The 15,174-nt window shown below is 60.9% G+C and carries 13 protein-coding genes; 4 read left to right on the top strand and 9 right to left on the bottom strand.

Annotation, left to right across the window (positions count from 1 at the left end; translation table 11 throughout):
- Position 1: 1 nt before the first annotated feature.
- Together VNV36_RS18890 and VNV36_RS18885 are read left to right on the top strand one after the other, a co-directional pair.
- The gene (locus tag VNV36_RS18890) at positions 2–940 is read left to right on the top strand and encodes an MlaD family protein (protein ID WP_325719367.1); all 939 of its coding nucleotides are present in this window, start codon (positions 2–4) and stop codon (positions 938–940) included.
- Positions 937–1,563, top strand: coding sequence for an ABC-type transport auxiliary lipoprotein family protein (locus tag VNV36_RS18885; RefSeq protein ID WP_325719365.1), 627 nt, complete (start codon positions 937–939; stop codon positions 1,561–1,563). The genes VNV36_RS18890 and VNV36_RS18885 overlap by 4 nt, the downstream gene beginning before the upstream one ends.
- A gap of 84 nt (positions 1,564–1,647) precedes the next feature.
- Here VNV36_RS18885 and VNV36_RS18880 read toward each other — a convergent pair whose 3' ends face one another.
- The 5 genes from VNV36_RS18880 to VNV36_RS18860 form a co-directional block, all read right to left on the bottom strand.
- Positions 1,648–2,877, bottom strand: a complete 1,230-nt coding sequence (locus VNV36_RS18880; protein WP_325719363.1) for a spore maturation protein — start codon at positions 2,875–2,877, stop codon at positions 1,648–1,650.
- Between the two features lie 215 nt (positions 2,878–3,092).
- Positions 3,093–4,424, bottom strand: coding sequence for a glutamate/aspartate:proton symporter GltP (gene gltP, locus VNV36_RS18875; RefSeq protein WP_325719361.1), 1,332 nt, complete (start codon positions 4,422–4,424; stop codon positions 3,093–3,095).
- Positions 4,425–5,141: 717 nt separating this feature from the next.
- Positions 5,142–5,606: an inhibitor of vertebrate lysozyme family protein gene (locus tag VNV36_RS18870; protein WP_325719359.1), complete on the bottom strand. Its 465-nt coding sequence runs from the start codon at positions 5,604–5,606 to the stop codon at positions 5,142–5,144.
- A gap of 2 nt (positions 5,607–5,608) precedes the next feature.
- Positions 5,609–5,773 carry a DUF1328 domain-containing protein gene (locus VNV36_RS18865; RefSeq protein WP_003177151.1) on the bottom strand — a complete coding sequence of 55 codons (165 nt, stop codon included), beginning with the start codon at positions 5,771–5,773 and terminating at the stop codon, positions 5,609–5,611.
- Between the two features lie 74 nt (positions 5,774–5,847).
- On the bottom strand, positions 5,848–6,132 hold the full coding sequence (locus VNV36_RS18860) for a hypothetical protein (RefSeq protein ID WP_325719356.1): 285 nt from the start codon (positions 6,130–6,132) through the stop codon (positions 5,848–5,850).
- Between the two features lie 428 nt (positions 6,133–6,560).
- Here VNV36_RS18860 and algB point away from each other — a divergent pair, with 428 nt between their 5' ends.
- Both algB and VNV36_RS18850 read left to right on the top strand, forming a co-directional pair.
- Positions 6,561–7,907 (top strand): sigma-54-dependent response regulator transcription factor AlgB, encoded by a 1,347-nt coding sequence (gene algB, locus VNV36_RS18855; protein ID WP_039757147.1) that lies wholly within the window; start codon positions 6,561–6,563, stop codon positions 7,905–7,907.
- 10 nt (positions 7,908–7,917) lie between these two features.
- Positions 7,918–9,708: an ATP-binding protein gene (locus VNV36_RS18850; RefSeq protein WP_325719353.1), complete on the top strand. Its 1,791-nt coding sequence runs from the start codon at positions 7,918–7,920 to the stop codon at positions 9,706–9,708.
- On the opposite strand, the gene VNV36_RS18845 is transcribed toward VNV36_RS18850, so the two are convergent.
- The 4 genes from VNV36_RS18845 to VNV36_RS18830 all read right to left on the bottom strand — a co-directional run bounded on the left by VNV36_RS18845 (position 9,705) and on the right by VNV36_RS18830 (position 15,171).
- The gene (locus tag VNV36_RS18845) at positions 9,705–11,318 is read right to left on the bottom strand and encodes an EAL domain-containing protein (RefSeq protein ID WP_325719350.1); all 1,614 of its coding nucleotides are present in this window, start codon (positions 11,316–11,318) and stop codon (positions 9,705–9,707) included. The genes VNV36_RS18850 and VNV36_RS18845 overlap by 4 nt on opposite strands.
- 75 nt (positions 11,319–11,393) lie before the next feature.
- Positions 11,394–12,176: an N-acetylmuramoyl-L-alanine amidase gene (locus tag VNV36_RS18840; protein WP_325719348.1), complete on the bottom strand. Its 783-nt coding sequence runs from the start codon at positions 12,174–12,176 to the stop codon at positions 11,394–11,396.
- Positions 12,177–12,277: 101 nt separating this feature from the next.
- Positions 12,278–14,296 (bottom strand): GGDEF domain-containing protein, encoded by a 2,019-nt coding sequence (locus tag VNV36_RS18835; protein WP_325719346.1) that lies wholly within the window; start codon positions 14,294–14,296, stop codon positions 12,278–12,280.
- Positions 14,293–15,171, bottom strand: coding sequence for an endonuclease/exonuclease/phosphatase family protein (locus tag VNV36_RS18830; RefSeq protein ID WP_325719344.1), 879 nt, complete (start codon positions 15,169–15,171; stop codon positions 14,293–14,295). The genes VNV36_RS18835 and VNV36_RS18830 overlap by 4 nt, the downstream gene beginning before the upstream one ends.
- Between the last annotated feature and the right edge of the window lie 3 nt (positions 15,172–15,174).

Raw genomic sequence — 15,174 nt, 5'->3', positions numbered from 1 at the left:
CATGGAAAGCCGAGCCCATCATGTGTTGATCGGCCTGTTCACGGTAATCGTCGTGGCCGGCGCCCTGCTCTTCGGCCTGTTTCTGGCCAAATCCAGCGTCGATACCGAGTTCAAGGATTACGAAGTGGTGTTCAACGAGGCGGTCAGTGGCTTGTCCAAGGGCAGCTCGGTGCAGTACAGCGGGATCAAGGTCGGCGACGTGGTCAGCCTGCGCCTCGACCCGCAGGACCCGCGCCGGGTGCTGGCACGGATTCGTCTGGCCGGCGACACGCCGGTCAAGGAAGACACCCAGGCCAAACTGGCGCTGACCGGCATCACCGGCACCTCGATCATCCAGCTTAGCGGCGGCACCCCCGAGAGCCCGAAATTGCGCGGCCACGACGGTCAGTTGCCAACCCTGATCGCCTCGCCCTCGCCCATTTCCCGGCTGCTCAATGACAGCAGCGACTTGATGACCGGCATCAGCGCGCTGCTGCAGAACGCCAACCACATGTTCTCCGCGGAAAACGTCGAGCGCGTGAGCAAGACCCTCGCCCATCTGGAACAGACCACCGGCACCATCAACGACCAGCGTGGCGACATCAAACAGGCCATGCAGCAACTGGCGAGCGTGGGTAAACAGGCTGGCAGCATGCTCGAGCAGACCTCGCTGTTGATGCGCAACGCCAACGGCTTGCTCAACGATCAGGGCAAACAGGCCTTGGGCAGCGCCGAGCAGGCGATGAAGTCGCTGGAACAGAGCAGCGTGACCATCAACGGCTTGCTCAGCAAAAACCAGAACTCGCTGGATAACGGCATGCAGGGTCTCAATGGCCTGGCGCCGGCGATTCGCGAGCTGCGCGAAACGCTGACCTCGCTGCGCGCCATCTCCCAACGCCTCGAGGCCAACCCCAGCGGTTACCTGCTGGGCAGCGACAAGAACAAGGAATTCACCCCATGAAACTGACCCGAATCACCCTTCTCGCCGCCGGCCTGACCCTGATCGGCGCGTGCTCGATCCTGCCCGAGTCGGAACCCTCGGATGTCTATCGACTGCCCGCCACGCCGGCACCCGCCTCGGCCAGCCCGGCAGTCGCTCAAGCGTGGTCGTTGCGGTTGAATAAATTGCAGGCCAGCGAAACGCTGAATCGGCCGAGCATTGCGGTAATCCCGCAGGGCGACGTGATCAGCAGCTACAAGGGCTCGCGCTGGAGCGATCCGGCGCCGGTGCTGATGCGTAATCGCTTGCTCGACGGTTTCCAGCGCGACGGCCGGGTAAGACTGTTGAGCACCGATGACAGCAATTTCCAGGCGGATCTGGAGTTGGGCGGCAGCCTGCAAGCGTTTCAAACGGAATACCAGGGCGCCCAGGCCGGCGTCGTCGTCAGGGTCGATGCGTTACTGGTGCGCGGTTATGACCAGCGAATCCTCGCCAGTCGCCGCTTCGAAGAGCGTCAGCCGTTGAACGATGTGCAGGTGCCGGCGGTGGTCGCCGGATTTGGCCAGGCCAGCGACCGCCTCACCGCCAAAGTCGTGGCCTGGGCGGTTGAACAAGGCCAGCAATTGGCTCCGATCAAACGCTGAAATCGCCAGGATCGCAGCCTTCGGCAGCTCCTACATGGGACGGCGTACACCTGTAGGAGCTGCCGAAGGCTGCGATCTTTTGCTTCAACCAAAGAACCAGTAGCAGACCCCGATGGCGCCCACCACACCGGCCAACTCCGCCAGCAACGCACAGCCCACCGCATGCCGCGCTCGCTGAATCCCCACCGCGCCGAAATACACCGCCAGCACGTAGAACGTGGTCTCGGTACTGCCCTGAATCGTCGCCGCGACCAGCGCCGGGAAGCTGTCGACGCCTGAGGTCTTCATGGTTTCGATCAGCATCGCCCGGGCGGCGCTGCCGGAAAACGGTTTGACCATCGCCGTCGGCAATGCGTCGACAAACCGCGTGTCCCAACCGGCCCATTCGACCAGATGACGAATGCCGTCCAGGCCGAAATCCAGTGCTCCGGAGGCGCGCAACACGCCGACTGCGCAGAGCATCGCGACCAGATACGGCAGCAGATTCTTCGCCACGTCGAAGCCTTCCTTCGCACCTTCGACGAACGCCTCGTAAACCTTGACCTTGCGCAGCGCGCCGATCAGCAGGAACAGCATGATCAAGCCGAACAGCGTGAGATTGCCGAGGATCGACGACAAACCCGCCAGCGCCGTCGCGGAAAGAGTGCCAAGCATGGCCATGAAACCGCCGAGAATCAGCGCGCCGGGCACCAGATAGGCCAGCACCACCGGATCCCAGATGCGCAGGCGCTGCATGAACGCCACCGAAAGAAAACCGATGATGGTCGAGCAACTGGTTGCCAGCAGAATCGGCAGGAACACCAGCGTCGGATCCGGTGCGCCTTGCTGGGCGCGGTACATGAAGATGGTCACTGGCAGCAGGGTCAGCGACGAAGCGTTGAGCACCAGGAACAGGATCTGCGCGTTACTGGCGATGGTGGCGCTGGGGTTGAGCTCCTGCAGCGCTTTCATGGCCTTCAGACCGATGGGCGTGGCGGCGTTGTCCAGGCCCAGAGCGTTGGCGGCGAAGTTCAGGGTGATCAGGCCAAGGGCAGGGTGGCCGGCCGGGACTTCCGGCATCAGCCGCAGAAACAGCGGGCCGAGCACCTTGGCCAGCCATTCGACGATCCCGGCCTTTTCAGCGATGCGCAGAAAGCCCAGCCACAGAGTGAGGGTGCCGAACAGCAGCACCATGACTTCGACCGAGAGCTTGGCCATGGCGAAAATGCTCTCCACCATCGCCGCGAAGATTCCGGCGTTGCCGCCGATCAGCCACTGCGCCAGCGCCGACACGGCAGCCACGATGAAAAAGCCAAGCCACAGGCCATTGAGCATCAGTCAAATCCCCCAAAGAATGCGCCGAATGATAGCGGGGTCGCCAGAAACGACAAACCCCGGATTGCTCCGGGGTTTGTCTGGATCTGCCAGCGCCCATCTATGGGCTGGCATTGATCCCTTGTAGGAGCTGCCGAAGGCTGCGATCTTTTGATTTTGTTTTTAAAGCAAGATCAAAAGATCGCAGCCTTCGGCAGCTCCTACAGGGTTTTGCATTACGGCTTGGAGATCTCGCCCGCCGGCAGTTTGTCCTTGCTGCGCCAGTGCGGCAGGGAGTTCCAGTAGCGCTCGCCCTTGGCGTCGTCGTACATGCCTTCCCAGCGCGCGATAACCAGCACCGCCAGGGCATTACCGATCACGTTGAGCGCGGTACGGGCCATGTCCATGATGCGGTCGACACCAGCGATGAACGCCAGACCTTCCAGCGGGATACCGACGCTGCCCAGAGTTGCCAGCAGCACCACAAACGATACGCCCGGCACGCCAGCGATGCCTTTGGAGGTGACCATCAGGGTCAGCACCAGCAGCAGTTGCTGGCTGATCGACAGGTCGATGCCGTACAGCTGGGCAATGAAGATCGCCGCGATCGACTGGTACAGGGTCGAACCGTCGAGGTTGAATGAATAACCGGTCGGTACCACGAAGCTGCAGATGGCTTTCGGCGCACCGTAGGCTTCCATCTTCTCGATCACCCGTGGCAGCACGGTTTCCGAGGAAGCGGTGGAGTAGGCCAGCACCAGCTCATCCTTGAAGATGCGCATCAGCTTGAGCACCGAGAAGCCGAACAGCTTGGCGATCAGACCCAGCACGACGAAGGCGAAGAAGGCGATGGCGACGTAAACCAGGATCACCAGTTTCGCCAGCGGCAGCAGCGAGGCGAAGCCGAAGTTGGCGACGGTCACCGCGATCAGGGCGAACACGCCGATAGGGGCGTAGTTCATGATCATGTGGGTGACTTTGAACATGCTTTCCGAGACGCCCTGGAACATCTTCACCAGCGGCTCGCGCAGGTCCGACTGCAGGCTCGACAGACCGAGGCCGAACAGCACGGAGAAGAAGATGATCGGCAGCATTTCGCCGCGAGCCATGGCGGCGAAGATGTTCGACGGGATCAGGTTGAGGAGGGTCTCGATGAACGCATGTTCATGCTGCACTTCGGCGGCGGTCGCCTGGTACTTGGAGATATCCACCGTGCCCAGGGTGCTCATGTCGATGCCGGTGCCCGGGTGGAACACGTTCGCCAGCACCAGGCCGACGACGATGGCGATGGTGGTGACGATCTCGAAATAGATGATCGTCTTCAGACCGATACGCCCCAGCTTCTTGGCGTCGCCCACGCCGGCGATGCCGACGATCAGCGAGGAAATGACGATCGGGATCACGATCATCTTGATCAGACGGATAAAGATATCGCCTGCCGGTTGCAGGACGTTGCTGATCCACCAAGCCTTCTCGGCGCTGAAATGGTTGAGCAACGCACCCAGTGCAATCCCCAGAACCAGACCGATGAGGATCTGCCAGGCGAGGCTGATTTTTGCCTTCTTCATTATCTTTACCCTTACTTGCGTTTGACTCAGGCACATGCAGGAACTGGAACGCTCATCAGCGGAAAAGTCTGTGCATCTGCCTCCGTATAAGGTGCCCCGAAGCGCGTATTTACGGCTCTTCGGCAGGCGAAAAAAGGCGCAACTATTCCGATGCAAGGTGGCGCCGTCTAATGCCGTAAACGCCTACCCTATGCCGAATCGGCATGAGCTTTTTCATTTGAAACTGGCGTCCCAAGCGGTTCGATTGTGACATTTCGGCCGGCATAAGTGCCGTGAACCGGCCATTACAGCGTCGGCCGATTAAATTTTGCACAGAGAAAATCAACGGAAATTTGCGGAAAAAGCCTGACTCGCAAGACTAGAAGTCACTCGGATCGAGCGCGATCTTTGTCGATATACGGTCGTCAGGAAACACCGCGAAATGTTTTCCCGCGCAGTGTCGACGATTCATGGGAGGAGATGTACGTACTGGATCAATGTTCCAGGTAATTTCGAAGCCCAGCGCAGATTCGTCAGACCATCGGGTCGACGAACCTGCGGCGCAGCTTCCACCCTGACCCGGCCCTTGCGCAGGTACTCCCTGTACCCGTAGGTCACTCCGACCCTGTATCAGTCAGAACGTCCCGGCCCCCTGGTCATGCACCGGCCCTCATCGGGTGGTGCAATGGAAAGCAGCAGGGCGCTGCTTTCGTGTTCGCAAACCTTACGCGTGCTGCGTCAGTACCACTTCGGATCTTTCTTCAGGGTTTCCATCAGCAAGTCCTGCATGCCCTGATCGGGTTTACCGAAGAAGCGATAAGTCGCATGTCGCGTTGGCGACTTGTCCTGCGGCAGACCTTCCGGTACATCGACCAGCATGGCGTAGGCGTCATCCTTGTCAAAGCTGAAGGCGACGATCAGACGATGATTCAGGCACTTGTCCTGACTCTCGCAGAGCGGCCCGACCAGATACTTGTCGCCATCTTCGGTGACAGCGTGCATCTGTTGTTCGGAAGTACCTGACAGGTTGGTCACCCATTCCGGTACGCGCTCTTCCTTTTTGATCACGCCTTCCCAGGTTTCACGGTACTGTTCGTCGGAAGCGAGCAGTTCGTTGACCCGGGTCTGGCCGTCATTGGCCGCCATGGCCATGGCACTGCCGCCCAGAAGCAGGGCGGCGGCCAATGTCTTGAGACCGGTCATCGTTAACCTCGGCCGCGACGGCCAAAGAAGAAGGATGCGATGAACATCACCAGGAACACGACAAACAGAATCTTGGCGATACCCGTGGCGGTGCCCGCGATACCACCGAAGCCCAGTACGGCAGCGATGATGGCAATGATCAAGAATGTAATTGCCCAGCTCAACATGGTGATTCTCCTTACTTCTCTATTTAGGGGTGTTACCGGTTTCCGACGCTATGCGTCCGAATGTGTTTAACGGGTCAGAAAATCCAGCGTTCTTGCTGTGGCAGCTGATCCAGCGGCTGCTCCTGGTCAACATCGATCATGCGCATCGAAGCGCTCTCGACCTGGCTGTTGCTCACGGCACTGAAATGCTTCTGGGTGCTGTGTTGCATCGAAATCAATGGCTCGGGTTTACGGCTGTTTTCCCAGCTCAGGTATTGCTGGCAAACGATCAGGGTGATCAACAACGCCAGTACACCGAACAGACCTTGCTGGATCTGCAGTGGCGAAATACGTACTTGGGCGGCGATTGGGCGAGTCATCCTGTGTTCCTCACACTTGTTCGGTTGGGGCAGTGCTGATCTGCCCGGGCTGAGTGAGGTATTGCAGCCTGCATGCCAGTTTTTTTCCGTCAATAAAAATCAGTAAAATCAATAACTTGCGATTGATTAAGAATTTTCCTGAGACGCATCCTGCACGATGGCTCCTCTGCAGTCGTGCGCAATGCACGATTATTTCGTGGGAAATTTCGTTGATATGGAATTGCTACCGGTACGCAGATGTCAGAAGAGGACGCAGGATCTGCCCTGCAAATCGCCGAATGTTTTAAAACTCAACGAAATCAATGAATTGGCCGTTATGGCAGTAGAGAGCTACCCTCCTATGGCTGGTATCGTTCAGAATCAACCATGCAACTTGCCCGATTTTTCCGGGACTAACCCAAGACTAATCACTATGGAGCGTAGGAAAAATGGAATCTGCCACTGAGCAACAAGGCCGCATTCTGCTGGTGGACGATGAATCCGCCATCCTGCGTACGTTTCGTTATTGCCTCGAAGACGAAGGCTACACGGTAGCCACGGCCAACAGCGCCGCCCAGGCCGAGGCATTGCTGCAGCGCCAGGTCTTCGACCTGTGTTTCCTGGATTTGCGCCTTGGCGAGGACAACGGTCTCGATGTACTGGCACAGATGCGCATTCAGGCGCCGTGGATGCGTGTGGTGATCGTCACGGCCCACTCGGCGGTCGACACCGCAGTGGACGCCATCCAGGCGGGCGCCGCCGACTATCTGGTCAAGCCTTGCAGCCCCGATCAATTGCGTCTGGCCACCGCCAAGCAACTGGAAGTGCGCCAGCTCTCCGCTCGCCTCGAAGCGCTCGAGGGCGAGATTCGTAAACCCAAAGACGGACTTGACTCCCACAGCCCGGCAATGAAAGTCGTGCTGGAGACGGCCCGTCAGGTGGCGAGCACCGACGCCAACATTCTTATCCTCGGCGAATCCGGTACCGGTAAAGGTGAACTGGCCCGCGCGATCCACGGCTGGAGCAAGCGCGAAAAGAAGTCCTGCGTGACCATCAACTGCCCGTCGCTGACCGCTGAATTGATGGAAAGCGAACTGTTCGGCCACAGCCGTGGCGCCTTTACCGGCGCCAGCGAAAGCACACTGGGCCGGGTCAATCAGGCTGACGGCGGTACGCTGTTCCTCGACGAGATCGGCGATTTTCCCCTGACATTGCAACCAAAATTGCTGCGTTTCATTCAGGACAAGGAATACGAGCGGGTAGGCGATCCTGTGACGCGCCGCGCCGATGTGCGCATCCTCGCAGCGACCAACCTGAATCTGGAAGACATGGTTCGCGATGGCCGTTTCCGCGAAGACCTGCTCTACCGCCTCAACGTCATCACCCTGCACCTGCCGCCATTGCGTGAGCGCGCCGAAGACATCCTGACCCTTGCCGACCGCTTCCTGGCGCGCTTCGTCAAAGAGTACGCGCGTCCGGCGCGTGGATTCAGCGATGAAGCCCGGGAAGCGCTGCTCGGTTATCGCTGGCCGGGCAATATTCGCGAGCTGCGCAACGTAGTCGAGCGGGCGAGCATCATCTGCCCGCAGGAGCGTGTGGAAATCAGCCATTTGGGTATGGCTGAACAACCGGCCAACAACGCGCCACGGGTCGGCGCGGCGCTGAGCCTGGATGAGCTGGAGAAAGCGCATATCGGCGCGGTACTGGCCACCGCCGGAACACTGGATCAAGCGGCGAAAACCCTCGGCATCGACGCCTCAACCCTGTATCGCAAACGCAAGCAGTACAACCTGTGAGCGCCGCGCGATGAAACTGGCGATCAAGCTGCGCACGCGCCTGTTCCTCAGCATCTCCGCGTTGATCACCGTGGCCTTGCTCGGGCTGTTGCTCGGGCTGGTCAGCGTGATGCAGATGGCCAGCTCACAGGAAGCGCTGGTGCGCAGCAACTTCGTCACCCTTGATCTGGGGCTCAAGCTGCGCCAGAGCCTGGGCGATCAGCTGATCATCATGCTTGCGCAGAACCCCGATCCCGTGGCGTTCGAGGCATCCAAGCAGCACTATTTCCAGTTGCTCGACCAAGGCATCGCGCTGCAGCAGGAGGGTGATGACCAGCCTTATGGTTTCCGTCAGGCCAAAGCCGATTACCTGAATTTCCTCGCTTCATTCGATGTGACCGCTGAAGCGGCCAGGGCCGCCAGCACCAGCGCGGATTTTCGCGAGCGTTTCAATATCCTGCGCAATGGCTTGATCACTGAGCACAAGCATGCGCTGGACAGTATCAACTCCGTGCAACATGCCGCTCGCGAACGTGCCCTGCTGATTGCCGGGCTGCTGGGCCTGGTCGGACTGGCGGTGCTGATCATCGGTTTCGTCACCGCTCAAGGCATCGCCCGGCGCTTTGGCGCGCCCATTGAGGCCTTGGCCAAAGCCGCCGACAACATCGGCCAGGGCAACTACGACGTGACCTTGCCGATCTCCACGGCCATGGAAGTGAATCTGCTGTCGCGGCGTTTCGGCCTGATGGCCGAGGCGTTGCGTGAGCATCAGGCGATGAATGTCGATGAGCTGTTGGCGGGTCAGCAACGCCTGCAAGCGGTGCTCGACAGCATCGACGACGGTTTGTTGATGATCGATCGCCAAGGCCAGCTGGAACACCTCAACCCGGTGGCTCAGCGTCAGTTGGGCTGGGAGGACGATCGGCTCGGTCAAGGGTTGGGCACCGCATTGGGCCGCCCCGAACTGGACGCGCAACTGCAGCTGGTCCTGCGCGGCGGCACGCTGGAGCGGGCGCCGGAAGACCTGAGCATCGAAGTCGATGGCGAATCGCGCCTGCTGACTTACAGCCTGACGCCGGTCAGCCACACTCAAGGGCATATTCTCGGCGCGGTCATGGTGTTGCACGACGTCACCGAACAGCGTGCTTTCGAGCGCGTGCGCAGCGAATTCGTCTTGCGCGCTTCCCACGAGCTGCGCACCCCGGTGACGGGCATGCACATGGCGTTCGGGCTGTTTCGCGAGCGGGCGAAGTTTCCGGCGGAGTCGCGCGAGGCCGATCTGCTCGACACGGTCAACGAAGAAATGCAGCGGCTGATGCAGTTGATCAACGATTTGCTCAATTTCTCGCGCTACCAGAACGGTCTGCAGAAACTGACGCTGGCGCCATGCTCCATTGAGGATCTGCTGGAACAGGCGCAGCTGCGCTTTGCCGACGCAGCTGCCGCTAAAGGTGTCGCCCTGAATGTCGAAATTCAAGGCCCGTTGCCGCGTTTGCAGGCCGATCAGGCGCAACTCGATCGCGTCCTCGACAACCTGATCGACAATGCCCTGCGCCATACGGGGCGCGACGGTCAGATCCGTTTGCAGGCGCGCCGCCATGGCGAGCGGGTGATCATCAGCGTTGAAGACAACGGCGAAGGCATTGCTTATGGCCAACAAGGTCGGATCTTCGAGCCGTTCGTACAGGTCGGGCGCAAGAAGGGCGGCGCCGGCCTCGGCCTCGCACTGTGCAAGGAAATCGTCCAGTTGCACGGCGGACGCATGGGCGTTTATTCACGGCCGGGGCAGGGCACCCAGTTCTACATGGCGCTGGCGGTTTAAGCCTCGTCATCCAGACGCCGTCCTGCAAGGCGTCGTCCGCGAGTGATCAGTTCGATGAACTGCACGGCGCTCAGCGCATGGGCGAACAGCCAGCCCTGTCCGAACTTCACCCCCTCGCTGCTCAGCAAGGTGGCCTGGGATTCCAGCTCGATGCCCTCGGCAATCACTTTCAAATCCAGCGCCTGCGCCATGTGAATGATGTGCGGAGCGACGCCGCTGCTCGCCGCGTCATGCCCCAGTGCATCGATAAATGCCTTGTCGATTTTCAGGCAGTCCACCGGCAAGGTTTGCAGGTAGGCGAGGCTGCAATAACCGGTGCCGAAATCGTCGATCAGCACTTGATGGCCGACATCGCGCAAGGCTTGCAGGTTTTCCCGGGCCACTACCACATCGATCAGACCGCGCTCGGTGACCTCGAAGGCAATCTGCCGCGCGGCGACCCGGTGCAGCGCCAGCAGGCGTGCCATGACCTGGCCGATGCGCGGCACCATGACGTCGCAGGCAGCAAGGTTCACCGAGATGTACAGCTGCGGGTTGGCGCGCAGTAATTGCCCCAGTTGCTCGAGCAGACGCTGCAGCACAAAGTCGGTCATCTGGCGGATCTGCCCGGTGTTTTCAGCCATAGGAATGAACAGGTCGGGACTGGTCAGCGTACCGTCCGGGCGCCGCCAGCGCAGCAAGGCTTCGGCGCCAACGCAATTGCGGCTGTCGAGGTCGAAGATCGGTTGGTACAGCACCTGCAATTCACCGCGGCGGATCGCCCCGTGCAGCTCGGCATCCAGCGACTGCCGCTGGCGTACCAGGAGAAAAGTCAGAAAGCCGACGATGGCCCCGGCGATCAGGCACACCGGCAACAGCCACCACCACACTGCGGGGATATGCGCGCCGCTGCGCGGGGTGATCAATACCAACTGGTATTCCGGGTTGTCGGTGGGCATGCGATAAACCAGGCGCGTTTGCGTGACTTGCAGCGCGTCGCGGCTTTTCGGTGGCCAGGGTTCGGTCGGCGGCCAGGTTTGGGCCGTGCCGAGTACCGGGATGGCACGGGTGCCGTGGTCGAGCACCACCAACAGGCTGCTGCCCGGCGACAGGTCGACCATGTCGGTCAGGTGCCCGCGCGAAGTGGCGACGCGAAAGTTGCCGCGACCCAGCATCAGCGCCGCGCGGTTTTCATCAGGTTCGGTGGTGGTGTTCAGCCAATAGCTGTAGGTCGGACCCTGGATGTCCGGTGCTCGCACCCAGGACAGGCCGTCCTGGCGTGGTCTGTTGGAACAGAACCGCGAAGCATCCATGTACGCGGCTTCGTAGACGAAGCGATAGTTGAAGGTGACTTGCTGCAAGGTCGCGATCATTTCCTCGTCGCAGCCGCGCAAGGGCTGCGCTTCGAGGTCGTCGAGGCTTTCGCGCAACTGGCCGAACAATTGTTCGAGCCGGGCCAGAAAACGCTCGCCCTGGGCATTCATTTCCTGACTCTCACGCGATTCCATCTGACGCATCGCGGCGAACATGCCGCCTGCGATCAGCAGGCCGGCACTGAGGACAGCCGCGATCATCGCCAAAAAACCGGGGCGATAAAACCAGCTACGCAGCGTCTCTCGGGTAGCAGCCATCAAGGAATATCCGAAGAATTACCATGAGTTATAGCTGCTGATTGCGATTTCGCCCTGACCGTCGGGCGGGCGTCATTATTTTGTCTGGTTGAGCACCAGCAACAGGGCCGCGGTTTGCGCATCCGGCGTGCCGTCGAAGCGGGCAGGGCGGTAGTGCATCTGGAACGCGGCGAGGACATGGCGCGTGGCGACATCCAGTTCGCCGGTCTGCGGCGTGTCGTAGCCCAGACGCGCGAGTTGCGCCTGGAACCAGCCGATCTCCGGGAGCGCGCTGTTGTTGAACAGCGCCTGCTGACGCGCCACCGCCTGTTCATTCGGCCATAAGCCCAGGCCTTCGGCGGCGAGTCGTTTCCACGGGAACAATGGCCCGGGATCGAGTTTGCGCAGCGGCGCGATATCGCTGTGGCCGATGATGTGACGGGGACTGATGCCGTTGCGCCGGCTGATGTCCTTGAGCAGGACGATCAGCGATTGAATCTGCGCTTCGCTGTACGGATACCACAGGCGCCCGGTCGGGGTGTCCTTGTAGCCCGGATTGACGATCTCGATGCCGATGGAGCTGGAGTTCAGCCAGGTGCGGCCCTGCCACTGGCTTTCGCCGGCATGCCAGGCACGCTGGTGCTCGTCCATCAGCTTGTAGACGGTGCCGCTCCGGTCATCGCCAATCAGGTAATGGCTGCTGACGTCGCCATGGGTCAGCAATTGCAGTGAGCGTTCCAGCGATGCCGAGGTGTAGTGCACAACGACGAATTGGATGCGGCTGTCGTAATTGGCCGAAGGGTGACTGGTGTCGTAACGCGGGCCGCTGGTGCAACCGATGAGAACGAGCAGAGAGGCAACAAGGGCAAAAAATTTCATGGCGAAATACGATACGCAGAAGACGATAATGCAACAGTGTAACGTACGGCGTTGCGCGAAAATCGCCAGCGAGCGGAATTAAACAAAATGGAACAATTGCCTCAGCCCAGTTCGATTCGATTGCGCCCGGCGTTTTTTGCCCGGTACAGCGCTTGATCGGCTCTTTTCAACACCAGATCGCTATGTTCTCCAGCCCGGAATGACGCAAGTCCCATGGAAATGGTGATCGTCACCCGTTCGCCCTTGAAATGAAACGGGCAGGCCTGGATCGCTGCACGAAGGCTTTCCAGCAATTTCGCGCCGACTGCCGGCGGCGTTGCCGGCAGCAACAACACGAACTCTTCACCACCGAAGCGGGCTATGAAATCCGAACCACGCAGGCGTTTGCGCAGCACCGTGGAGATGATCTTCAGCACTTTATCGCCGGCCAGATGGCCGTAGTTGTCATTGATGTGCTTGAAGTGATCGAGATCGAGCATGGCCAGGCTCAGGGTGTTGCCGTGTTGCTGCCATTGCTGGATTTCATGCTCCAGGCGTTCACTCCACGCCGCGCGATTGGGCAGGCCGGTCAGCGGGTCGATCAGGGCTTTCTGGCGTTGTTCCTCAAGATGATCGCGCAAGCCCAGAGCTTCCTGCTCCATGTGCGCAACGCGCTCCGACAGGCTTTTCAGTCTGGAGGCAACTTCCTGCTCGCGGGCGTTGCGCTGTTTCTGGTGTTGATCCATGGTGCCGAGCAGGCCTTCGAGGTGATTCTCCAGCACATGCTTGAGATCCTCCAGATCCGCCGCTTGCTGGACGCTGCTCTGCAAACCGTCGACCTGCTCACGGATCTGCGTGTCCATGGCCCGCGCCGCCGAGCTATTGTCGGCGTGCCCTGCGCTGGCGGCTTGCAGGTTGCTTTGAAAGGCTTCGAGGCGTTCGTTGAGCTGTTGCAGGTAGGCTTCGAATTCATGCTGACCGCTGTCGGTGATCGCCAGCATCAAGGTCGCCAGATCGTCGAGGATCGGCAGCAGTTCGTACCAGTTCAAACCGTGCTTGAGCCGTTCGCGCATGGCCTCGGCTTGCGGGCGGTGGCGTTCTGGCAGGGTCAGGTCGTCGAGCAGGCCGATCAGGGTGTCTTCGATGTGCCTGGCCACCGAGCTGTACGATGGCTCCGGCGAATCCGGCAGGGCGAAAAGGATGTCGTGCTCGGACTGCTCCGGGTCAATCGCTGCCAAGGCCTGGGCGATCGGTTCGGGCAAGGGCAGGCTGTCGAGGATCAGCGGCGCCGGGTCACCGGGGTGGCCCAATTCGTCGGGATCGACTATGCCGGTGGGGATCGCCGAAGCGGCAGGGCTTGGCGCGGGGGGAGCGGGCGGCTCAACCTGCGCTGGCTCGGCTTCACCGTCGACGGTGGGCGTAGCGAGCGCAACAGGCTCGGGTTGGGGCGGCGTTCGAGCTGGCGGCTCGACGATTGCGTCGCAAACTGTTATCGCCGGCTCAGCGTTGGCGACCGGCTCCGTTTGCGCAGGCGCCGGTTCGGGCTGCGCGGTGGCGATCGGCTGCGGCGCTGGCGCTACCTGAGTGCCTGCCCCCGGAGCAGCGGCTTCTTCTGTGTCACGGCTGCCGAACAAACGCTGCAACAAACCCGGGCGGCCCGGCTCGGCCGGCGTCTCCAATAGGCTCAATGCCTTGCCCTGCAAGCCACTGAGTTCGCTCAGCAGCAGCGGCATTTCCCGCGCCTGGCCGACGCGGCTGTCCAGCTGTTTGGCGAATTTCTTCAGGGGTTGCGCCACTTCGCGCGGCAGCGGTAGAGCCTGCAACTGAGTGACCAGGGCAGTCAGCGCGGTGCTGACCTGATCGATGCGGGTTTCGCGGCGCTGCTCGGAGTCGAGCACGGCTTTTTCCAGGCGCGGCAGGAGCGCGGCGAGACCGGCGTCCATGTCATCGGTGCGCACCACTTCGCGCATTTCCTTCATGCACTGATCGACGGCCTTGTCAGTACCTTCGGCGGCCAGCGTACTGCGCACCAGTCCGCGTCGCAGCAAGTCGAGCCGTGCGGCCCAGCGACGTTCGAGCTTGTCCTGTTGTTCGATGCTCTTGAGGTATTTCTCTTTCCAGCGCTGGGCGTCGTCGCTCATTCACAGATTCCGCGAGGGGCAGGGCTCAACGCGGGCAGGGCGTCGGCCGTGAGCGAACCCGGCAGACGAATCTCCACCGCGACCGGCAGGTGATCGGAAATAGGCTGGGCCAGCACCTGGACCTTTTCCAGGGTCAGGGTCGGGCTGAGCAGAATATGATCGAGGCAACGCTGTGGGCGCCAGCTGGGAAAGGTCGCTTCCACCTGCGGGGCCAGCAGGCCGAGATCACGTAACGGCGAGTGTTCGAGCAGATCGCTGGCATGGGTGTTCATGTCGCCCATCAGCACCTGGTGCTTATAGCCACCGATCAAATCACGAATGTAGGCCAGTTGCAGGCTGCGCGCTCGCGCGCCGAGGGCCAGGTGCATCATCATGACTACCAGCGCCTGCGGGCCTTCGCCGAAACGCAACAGGATCGCGCCGCGACCTTTCGGGCCTGGCAGCGGATGGTCTTCGATCGCCCACGGTTTCAGGCGACTGAGCACGCCATTTCTGTGCTGGGCCAGGCGGCCGAGGTTGCGATTGAGTTGTTGATACCAGTAGGGGAAGGCGCCGAGGTGGGCCAGGTGTTCGACTTGATTGACGTAGCCTGAGCGCAGGCTGCCGCCATCGGCTTCCTGCAGGGCGACCAGATCGAAGTCGCCGAGCAGGTCGCCGATCTTTTGCAGATTGCCTGAACGCCCGGTATGCGGCAGCAGGTGCTGCCAGCTGCGGGTCAGGTAATGCCGATAGCGCTCGGTGCTGATGCCGACCTGGATATTGAAGCTGAGCAAGCGCAGACGCTGGTCTGCCGGCAAGCCCGTGGATGCCAGGTGATGCTCGTTGACCTGCGGATCATGCAGGCCAACGGTGCGGTGAGTCTGCCAGCGGCGCATGGC

It is taken from the genome of Pseudomonas sp. (assembly GCF_035554175.1).
GTDB lineage: Bacteria > Pseudomonadota > Gammaproteobacteria > Pseudomonadales > Pseudomonadaceae > Aquipseudomonas.
Note: the sequence above shows the minus strand (reverse complement) of the source record. Positions and strands in the feature narration are given on the sequence as shown.

Bases quoted from the DNA above. Each gene is read 5' to 3' on its own strand.
- VNV36_RS18860 (WP_325719356.1), bottom strand. From the start codon at position 6,132: ATGACTCGCCCAATCGCCGCCCAAGTACGTATTTCGCCACTGCAGATC.
- gltP (WP_325719361.1), bottom strand. From the start codon at position 4,424: ATGAAGAAGGCAAAAATCAGCCTCGCCTGGCAGATCCTCATCGGTCTG.
- VNV36_RS18880 (WP_325719363.1), bottom strand. From the start codon at position 2,877: ATGCTCAATGGCCTGTGGCTTGGCTTTTTCATCGTGGCTGCCGTGTCG.
- VNV36_RS18870 (WP_325719359.1), bottom strand. From the start codon at position 5,606: ATGACCGGTCTCAAGACATTGGCCGCCGCCCTGCTTCTGGGCGGCAGT.
- VNV36_RS18830 (WP_325719344.1), bottom strand. From the start codon at position 15,171: ATGCGCCGCTGGCAGACTCACCGCACCGTTGGCCTGCATGATCCGCAG.
- VNV36_RS18850 (WP_325719353.1), top strand. From the start codon at position 7,918: ATGAAACTGGCGATCAAGCTGCGCACGCGCCTGTTCCTCAGCATCTCC.
- VNV36_RS18835 (WP_325719346.1), bottom strand. From the start codon at position 14,296: ATGAGCGACGACGCCCAGCGCTGGAAAGAGAAATACCTCAAGAGCATC.
- VNV36_RS18845 (WP_325719350.1), bottom strand. From the start codon at position 11,318: ATGGCTGCTACCCGAGAGACGCTGCGTAGCTGGTTTTATCGCCCCGGT.
- VNV36_RS18885 (WP_325719365.1), top strand. From the start codon at position 937: ATGAAACTGACCCGAATCACCCTTCTCGCCGCCGGCCTGACCCTGATC.
- VNV36_RS18840 (WP_325719348.1), bottom strand. From the start codon at position 12,176: ATGAAATTTTTTGCCCTTGTTGCCTCTCTGCTCGTTCTCATCGGTTGC.
- VNV36_RS18865 (WP_003177151.1), bottom strand. From the start codon at position 5,773: ATGTTGAGCTGGGCAATTACATTCTTGATCATTGCCATCATCGCTGCC.
- algB (WP_039757147.1), top strand. From the start codon at position 6,561: ATGGAATCTGCCACTGAGCAACAAGGCCGCATTCTGCTGGTGGACGAT.
- VNV36_RS18890 (WP_325719367.1), top strand. From the start codon at position 2: ATGGAAAGCCGAGCCCATCATGTGTTGATCGGCCTGTTCACGGTAATC.